This is a genomic window from Pirellulales bacterium, from assembly GCA_019694435.1.
Taxonomy (GTDB): Bacteria; Planctomycetota; Planctomycetia; order Pirellulales; family JAEUIK01; genus JAIBBZ01.
Window position 1 is genome coordinate 133,035 of record JAIBBZ010000010.1, and the last position, 8,287, is coordinate 141,321.

5 protein-coding genes are annotated in these 8,287 nt (G+C 64.9%); 2 read left to right on the forward strand and 3 right to left on the reverse strand.

Features of this window, described 5'->3' with window-relative positions:
* Nucleotides 1-16: 16 nt before the first annotated feature.
* Nucleotides 17-3,139, reverse strand: coding sequence for a DUF3971 domain-containing protein (locus tag K1X74_10445; protein MBX7166753.1), 3,123 nt, complete (start codon nucleotides 3,137-3,139; stop codon nucleotides 17-19).
* A complete protein-coding gene (locus tag K1X74_10450; protein ID MBX7166754.1) occupies nucleotides 3,139-4,509 on the reverse strand; it encodes a glycosyltransferase family 39 protein in 1,371 nt (456 codons plus the stop codon). The genes K1X74_10445 and K1X74_10450 overlap by 1 nt, the downstream gene beginning before the upstream one ends.
* Before the next feature lie 381 nt (nucleotides 4,510-4,890).
* Between K1X74_10450 and K1X74_10455 the strand changes: the two genes are divergently transcribed.
* Nucleotides 4,891-6,525 carry an MFS transporter gene (locus tag K1X74_10455; GenBank protein MBX7166755.1) on the forward strand — a complete coding sequence of 545 codons (1,635 nt, stop codon included), beginning with the start codon at nucleotides 4,891-4,893 and terminating at the stop codon, nucleotides 6,523-6,525.
* Here K1X74_10455 and K1X74_10460 read toward each other — a convergent pair.
* On the reverse strand, nucleotides 6,472-7,533 hold the full coding sequence (locus K1X74_10460) for a transposase (protein MBX7166756.1): 1,062 nt from the start codon (nucleotides 7,531-7,533) through the stop codon (nucleotides 6,472-6,474). The genes K1X74_10455 and K1X74_10460 overlap by 54 nt on opposite strands.
* Nucleotides 7,534-7,783: 250 nt before the next feature.
* Between K1X74_10460 and K1X74_10465 the strand changes: the two genes are divergently transcribed.
* A complete protein-coding gene (locus tag K1X74_10465; GenBank protein MBX7166757.1) occupies nucleotides 7,784-8,200 on the forward strand; it encodes a transposase in 417 nt (138 codons plus the stop codon).
* Nucleotides 8,201-8,287 lie beyond the last annotated feature (87 nt).

An 8,287-nucleotide genomic window follows, 5' to 3' on the forward strand; every position in this document is an offset into this window, starting at 1 on the left:
GTCGGGCGGCCGGGTACTAGCGGAACAGTTTCTCACTCCCTCCGCGGAGGGCTTGGAGGACATGGTTGATTCCTGGCAGCGGCTCGCGGTAGGTCGTCGGTGCATCGAGCGTGCCGCCGACGTGAATTTGCAGGATTTGCTGGCTCGCCTCGCCCATGACCTCGCGCAGCACGGGGACACGGATCTCGTCGCGGCCCACCAGCGCGTGGAATCGCAGGTCGACCCGGCGTTCCAGATCCATTTGTCCTTTGCCGCACAGCGTGATGGCGTCGCCATTGAAATCGAGGCGATCGAAATAGACGTTTTCGCCTTGAATCCGGAAGTCGATTTGGCCCTTGCTGAAGCCCGAGGTGTCCGGAGCGCGCACGCTGAGGATCTTGAGCAGTGCCACCATCAGCGGCAGCTCGTAAATGTCGGCTTCCGAAAGTGATATGGAGCCACGACCTTCGAGTGTGTGCACGCCTTGACCGCTGCCGCGCAGTTCGATCGCCGCCGAGGCCTTGCCTTGCACGTCGCCGCTACGATGCCCAACGTCGCGCGATAGATAAGCTAGATCGGCCCCCGCGAGCGAGGCGCGGAGCACGTACGTGGCCCACTGGCCGAGCATGACCTGGGCATCGGCCGCGATGGTCCCGCCGTCGACCAGGGCCGTGATGCGGCGCGGCGTTTGCCCTGGCGCACCCGACTGGACCCAGCCCCCCAGCCAGACGGCGCGGTCGTCGAAATAGATCGGCCCGCGCACCTCGGTGAACTGGACGTCGCGAAACGACGCCGCGTCGAGCTGGAGTTCGCCGCTACAGCGGACCCCCGCGGCCGTGGAACTGCCGGAAAGTAGCACGCCGCCGTGCAAGTTGGTGATCGGCAATCCCACTTCGCACGAACCGCCATGGGTATGAATGGCCATTCGCCAGCTGGTTTCGAGCGGTCGATTGTCGACACCCGCGACAAATTGGATCTGCCCGTCGCGGATGCTCAGCGGACCGTTCCAGCGCAGCCGTTCGATCGCGCTCTTCAAGCGCGGCGGCAAAGCCGGGGCCAGATCGTCGTCGACCTGCAGACGGTCGACGGCCAGCCGCTCGAGCGACAATCGCCAGCCGCCGCCCGGCAGCATGTCGCATCTGCCTCCGGCGGCCACGTTGACCCGATCGTGTTGACCGGTGATCCGGTCCCAAGTCACCTGGCCGTCGCGGTAGTGCAGCGTGCCGCGCAACTTCTCCAGGCGATAGGGAAACGAATGCGGCTCGATCGACGTCGTCTCGCCAACGGGCGTGACGTCGCAACTGACGCTCAACCGGCGCGCCGGCGACTGAAAGCGCACCTCAGTCGCCAGGTTGACGCTGCCGTAGGGTTTCATCTCGGCCCAGATCCGACGCACGTTCGGCGACAGCGCCTCGCGCAGCTCGGCTTCGAGCGGAATGTTCTGCCCGTCGATCTTCAAATACAGCTCGCTGCCCTCGGCCGTGGGCCGCAGATAGCCGCTGCCGGTCACCAGGCCGTTGTCGTTCGTGGCTTGAAGCTGGCGGAATTCCCACACGGGGCCGTTCACTTCGACGGTGCCGCGGACGTTGTCGAGCGGGTACGGGAAATCGTTGAACCGTACCGAGCAGCGCTTCAGGCCGATCCAGATGTACTTGTCGATAGGTCCATCGGCCAGCGTGCGGTTGAGCCGGAAATCGACGTCGAACGTGCCTTGTGGATTAAGCGACTCGATCACCTTGCGCTGCGATTCAACCAGCGCGCCGAGCAGCGTATCGCTCACCTGCAGATCTTCTCCCTTGACGATCAGCTTGCCGGAAAAGTGCGCGCCCGGCTGATGGATCCGCCCTTCGATCCGTACGTCCTGCGTGCCGGAAGATGCCTTCAGGTTGATCGTCAACTGCTCGCCGACCAGGTCGAGCGTGCCGCGCGTGCGAACCAGGCGGTAGGGAAACTTGTAATACGTGAACGCCACGTCGCGACAATGGACACGCGCCTCGGGCTGCCAAACCTGCCCGTCGAAGGCGAGCTTGACGTCGGCATCGACGACCCCGGCGGGCAGGAACTTGTTCCAACTGTCATGCCATTCGCCGGCGAGCGATTGCTGCAGCCGCTCGTCGAGCACCATTTGCCTGACCCTCAGTTCGAGCGCCAGCGGGCTCGACGGCTGCAGGCCGTGGCTCCGCGCCGTCAGCCAGAACGTGGTCGGCCCGTTGCGCGCCGTGAGCTCCTGCACGACGATGCCCTGATTGTCAATCGACAAGTCGGCGGCGACGTCGGCCAACGGGTAGGGCAGCCGCGGATGCTCGATGCGTCCCTGGCGGAACTGGGCGGTCAGGCGAAACTGCAAGGGAGCCTGAGGGTCGGCCGACTTGCCCAGCTCGAATTGCATGTCGGCCACGGCCTGAATCGCCGCGAGGTCGTCGCTCCACTCGTTGGCGGGCAGCGGCAGCGCGGCGAACAAGTCGGGCGACACCTGCACGCCCGCCGCCGTGCCGGTGCCGCGAATCTCGCGGCCGTCGGGGGTCATCTGGCCGCGGATATCGACGCGGCGGAAGTGATCGCCCACAAGTTGGCCGCTGAGCGCTAGGACTTTCCCGGTCGGGTGCTGCGCGTCGATTCCTTGCGGCTCGAGTTCGAGCTGAATCTGGCGCAGCTCGAACTCGTCGCTCGGCTGCTTGCCGGCTTCGGCCAGGATCACGCGCCCGTCTTCGATTCGGCCGCGCACCGGGTTGCGGCTGAACTTCGGCAGCGGCATCAACTGGGCGGTCGACCATGTACCGTCGGCGCCGCGCGTCGCCCGAACGGTCATCCGCCGCAAGATCAGCCGGTCGATCTTGGGCCCGGCGATTAATTCCTTGAGGTCTTTGATGCCCAATAGCACCAGTTCTTCGACGTGCACTAGTTCGGCGCGTTCGCCATCGCCATTGGGCTCGGCGATGGTGATGCCGCGCACTTCGATGCCCTCGCCGCGCAGCCAACGTGCCGACCGGACGCGGACGTCGAGGTGCGTATAGTGTTTGCGCAGCAGGCCCTCGATGTGGCTGCGAATGCCTTCGTCGAAGCCGAAGTAGAGATAGCCACCGACGGCCAAGGCCACGACCGCGCCAACGAAGACCGCCGTCTTGCAGAGTTTCCAGCAATGATCGAACCAGCAGTGCATCAGTCGCCTCCGCTCGTCGAGGCGAAACGACCACGGCCGCACAAGTGCACGGCCGCCGCGGCGGCGACGACGGCCAGCGGCAGCATCGCCGGTTCGCGATAGCGCAGCGAACTGACGAAGACCACGTGCAGGGCCGTGAAATAACAGGCCGGCAGCCAGCAGAGCAGCACCAGGCGCGGCTCGAAGGTGCCCGCGAGCCGCACACCGCGCAGCGCGAGCACGCCGCCGACGATCGCCAGCGCGATCACCGGCAAGTATCCGGCCATCACGCCCAGCCGCAAGGACCAGCTGCGAAACTCGGCCTCGTTGGGCCAGATGTTCCACAACCGCGCGAACTTGAGCGCGGCCAACTCGACGACCCGCCGCGGATGCGCGACGGCCCACGCGACCGCTTCGTCGCGCAAGCGGCGATCGATGCGGTATTCCAGCGGCTCGGCGCCGGCCGCCTGCGCGCGCACCTGGCGGGCCACCTCCTCGGCCCATTGCAAGTCGCTCGCGCCGGTGGCGTGTGGACTGAGGCCGTCGTACAAGCTCGCGCCAACCTGCAGCGTCGTCGGCACGAAATGCCCTACCACCTGGTAATTGCGATACCACCACGGCGCCATCACGACGACCATGCCGGCGACGGCCGCAACGGCGCGGACCAGCGACCCGCGATTGCGCCCCGTCAACACTTCGGCCACGGCCCAGGCGGGCGTGAACAAGAGCCAACTCGGGCGCACCAAGGTCGCCAATCCGCCGACGGCCCCGGCCAGCAGGCTGTTGATGGCCGGAAACGCGTGGCCGCTCCCGCGCCAGGCCTGCTTGGTCAGCAGCAGTTGCACGACCAGCAGCGGGCAGAATGCCGCTTCGCTGAGCAGGAACACGCTCATCGCAATCGCACCGGGATACAAGGCCACGACCAGCGCCGCGAGCACACCCGTCACGATGCCGCCGGCGCTCCGGCCGAGGAAATACGTCAACAGCGCGGTGATCGCCCCCAGGGTCGCGCCGGCATAGCGTGCCCTCAGCGTGCGCTGGGTGAACCAGTAGTCGTCGTCACCGATCAGCGTGAACCAGCCGGCCAGCAAGGCCGGATATCCGGGCGTGCGAAAGATGCGGGCGTCGGGGCCGCCATAGGCGTACGGTTCGCAGCGGTAGATGCGCTGCGCGAGATACCAGTACGACGCGCTGTCGCCGAATTGAAACGGCGCATCGCGATCGCCGGCCTGCCATTGATGCCACAGCCGTTCGTCGATCACCCGCGCCGCAACGAACCTTACGCCCAGCGCGAGCACGATCGCGCCGCACATGAAGAGCAGCAACACGGTTTCCAACCAGGGCCGCTTGCGCATCCGGGCGGGGTCCCAGGTTTCGCGGTTCAATTTCAAGCTACGAGCAAGCCTATCCCGGTACGGCGCGGCGAGATACGACGCCGCCGCCGCGACAAAAGCGGGGCATCGTACGCAGGCCGAAAATCCAAGGTCAAGGCGGGTGAGAGGCTCACCCTGGCCGAGCCAAGCGAGGGCGCCGACCGAGTGAGTCGCGCATGATGCGTCGCGCTGCGCTGTTCGCACTGATGGGCAGACCTGGCAAACCAGGAAGACGGCAGCGAAGACACCGACTTTGCGCCCAACCGCTTGTCAGCATTTGGTTTACTTGACGCAGTCGGCAACTATACTGCTAGCTTTTGTCGAGCTGGCCCGGGAGAGCTTGAGGAGTCGGGCCGGGCTCGTTCTGCCGCACGCCGCCCTTTGGGGAGCCGCAATCCAATGCATGCACGCTGGCTGTTCGTTTGTAGCTGTCTGGCCCTGATCACCTCGGCCTTTACCTTCATCATTCGCGGCGACGTGCTTCAGGACCTGGGCAACTTCTTCCAGTTCAGCCAGCAGCAAAAGGGTTCGATCGGCGACGGGGCCTTCCTGGGCATGGCCGTCTCGATGCTCGGCGGCGCGTTTATCTGCGACTACCTGGGCATGAAGCGGATCCTGTTCCTGGCCCTGTTCTCGCACGTCGCTTCGACCTTGGGCGTGCTGGCGATGGCGGTCGGCGGCGAGCCCTACTTCTCCGATCCCCAGACGAATCTCTGGGTGCTCTACGGGCTGTTCTTCCTGCAAGGCTGCGGCAACGGTTTTACCGAGGTGGCGATCAATCCGCTCGTGGCCACGCTCTATCCGCGCGACAAGACGCACTTTCTCAACATCCTGCACGCCTGGTGGCCGGGCGGTTTGATCCTCGGTGGTTTGCTGGCCCTGTACGTCGGGCGCGGCATCGACTTGGGCTTCTTCGCCGTCGACGGGATGAACGTCGACTGGCAAACGAAGATGTGCCTGATCCTGCTGCCGGCGGCGCTGTACGGCCTGATGCTGATTCCCAGCAAGTTTCCGCAAACCGAGGCCGTGCAGTCGGGCGTTTCGCTCGGCCAGATGTTCATGGAGATCTTTCGGCCGCTGTTCTTGATCTGGGCCTTCTGCATGCTGCTCACCGCGGCCACCGAGCTGGGCCCCCAGCAGTGGCAAGAATCGGTCATGACGAGCGTCACCGGCGGCAACGTCTCGGGCACGTTGATTCTGGTCTACACGTCGACCTTGATGTTCATCTTGCGACACTTCGCCGGGCCGATTGCGCACCGCATCTCGCCGATCGGCCTGCTGCTGGTCTCCTCGGTACTGGCCGGGACAGGGTTGTACCTGCTCAGTTTTGCGAACAGCACGGCCACGGCGTTCGGCTATGCCACGCTGTTCGGGCTGGGCATCGCCTACTTCTGGCCGACGATGCTGGGCGTGACGGCCGAGCGTTTCCCGCGCGGCGGCGCCTTGGCGCTCGCGCTGATGGGCTGCGTGGGCAACCTGTCGATCTCGCAGATCCTGCCGCAGATGGGCCGGTTCGTCGATCACTACGCCGTGGCCGAGCTCGACAAGTCCGGCGGCCAGGCGACGGAATTCATCAAGGGCACACCTCCGAATCGCGCGGTCGATACCGACAAGCTGATGGCGCTCGAAGGCCAGATCATGGATCAACTGGTCACGATTCAGAAGCAGCAGCCCGACGTGGCGGCGCAAATCGTGGCCAATCCGCGCGTCGAGAAACAATTGGCGCATGTCGCCGCCGAGGAAAAGCCCGATACCGGTAGCCTGAAGGTCAAGGCCCTGGCTCAAGGCGCGCTCAATCTGGGCGAGATCGACAAGCTGGCCCCCGGCAATCCACAGGTCGCCGAGCTCGATCAACAGCTCAAACAACGCCAGCCGGTGCGGGCAGCCGAAGCGGTCGGTTTTTCGATGGCCTTCCGCTGGGTCAGCGCGCTGCCCTTGGTGCTGATCGTGATCTTCGGCGCGATCCTGCTCTACGACCTCTCACGCGGCGGCTACAAGGCCGAAGTACTCACGGGCACCGACGAAGCCCACTGACGCAGCTTGCGTCCAACCACACCACAACTCGCCGCGCGACGCGATCGCGCACCTACTAGGTGCACAACATAAACAGTTCTGACCTGCTCCGTAGAAAACCCTGCTACGTCTGAGGATCATCACGTTCAGCGTGATCGCTCGCAGGCAGAGTTCGCGGCACTGGGAATGATAACGTCGCGCCCGCAGCGCCGAACCCAGCAGCCGCTTGAGCATACTGTTGACGGTCTCGACCTGCCAGCGTTGCGTGTAGCGCGTGAGATATAACCAGCGTGCCATTCGCCTGCGCCAAAAGCCGCTCGGCGGCTTCGCGGTCGGCCGGCCGATCTTCGCGGGAATGAACGTGTTCACGCCGCACTCCTCACGGGCATACTCATGCACGTGCTCGGCATCGTAACCGGCATCGGCCACGAGTGTGGTGATCGCAATCCGCGAGAGCGCGTCGTCGAGCGCCGCGTGGAAGTGCGGCACATCGGGCGCAGGTCCACGGCCCGGCACCAGGGCGAGGATCAGGTGACTGCGGCAATCGCAGAGCAGGCCCGCCTTGGGAAACCGCCGATAAGTGGTGTTTTGCCAGGTTTTTCCGCCCTTCGCCCGGCGGCGCACGAAGTAGTCGCTCGCATGATGCGACTCCCAGCCAGTGCCGTCGAGCGCGGCAAGGTGACTGCGCTTGCCCAACTTGCGCTGCTGCCGCGCTTGTCCGAGCGACGCCTCGAGCAGTCGTCGCACCGGTCGGATCGACAACAACCGCTCGGCCGCTTTTTGAAATGTCGTGAAGTGCGGGATCGCATGCAACTCGATCGTCGCCGCCAGCTCGGTGCAGTCGCTCAGCAGCGCCGCCAGCTTGCGATAGTCGAGCTGCAAGAACTCCTTGAGCACCAGGCAGGCAAAGAGTTGCGGCTGCGTGAACTTCTTGGGACTAGAGCGATGCGCGTAGGGCGCCAGCGCCGCGCAACCGATCCGATAGGCAACTGCCAGCACCCGCTTCGGACTCTTGGAAGTCGTACTCATCCAAGCGTGCTACGCACGCCGAGCCGCTAGCGGATGAAGCTATCGGCGGGTTTTCTACGGAGCAGTTCTGACCCGGTTTCTGGTCCTGACCCGGTTTCTGGTCCCAAAACTGGTCTTTGTTAAACGTCAAGTCGGGGGTTAGGTTGTGGCCAGCGAAGCACGGTGGCTTCGCAGTTTGGCAGGAGGCCGACCATGAATTCCGAACGCATCGCGACCGAGTTTCGCATCCCCGACGAAGTCTGGGACCTGGATGGAGCCGCTGCTGCCCAAGCAACGGAAGCGGACCAAGAAGGGTGGGCGACCGCCGTTGGCCCTGCGCGACGTCGCCGACGGCGTGTTCTATGTGCTGCGGACCGGCTGTCAGTGGAAGGCGGTGCCCAAGGTGTTCGGTTCGGGCAGCAGTCTGCATCGCTACTTTCAGTTGTGGGTCCGCAAGGGCGTGTTCCGCGCCTTGTGGCGTGCGGGCTTGCAAGAGTACGAGGCCTTCGCCGGCATTCAGTGGGATTGGCAGAGTATCGACGGCGCGATGACGAAGGCGCCGTTGGGTGGGGAAAAAAACCGGGAGAAACCCTACCGATCGCGCCAAGAGCGGCACGAAGCGCTCCCTGCTTACCGATGGCGCCGGCGTTCCGCTGGGGATCGCCGTCGAAGGCGCCAATACGCATGACATGCGACTGGTCGAAGCGACGCTCGAGAGCATCCCGATCGACCGACCGCCCCCGACTCCCAGGAACCCCCAACATTTCTGCGACGA

Bases quoted from the DNA above. Each gene is read 5' to 3' on its own strand.
- K1X74_10465 (MBX7166757.1), top strand. From the start codon at position 7,784: ATGGAGCCGCTGCTGCCCAAGCAACGGAAGCGGACCAAGAAGGGTGGG.
- K1X74_10460 (MBX7166756.1), bottom strand. From the start codon at position 7,533: ATGAGTACGACTTCCAAGAGTCCGAAGCGGGTGCTGGCAGTTGCCTAT.
- K1X74_10445 (MBX7166753.1), bottom strand. From the start codon at position 3,139: ATGCACTGCTGGTTCGATCATTGCTGGAAACTCTGCAAGACGGCGGTC.
- K1X74_10455 (MBX7166755.1), top strand. From the start codon at position 4,891: ATGCATGCACGCTGGCTGTTCGTTTGTAGCTGTCTGGCCCTGATCACC.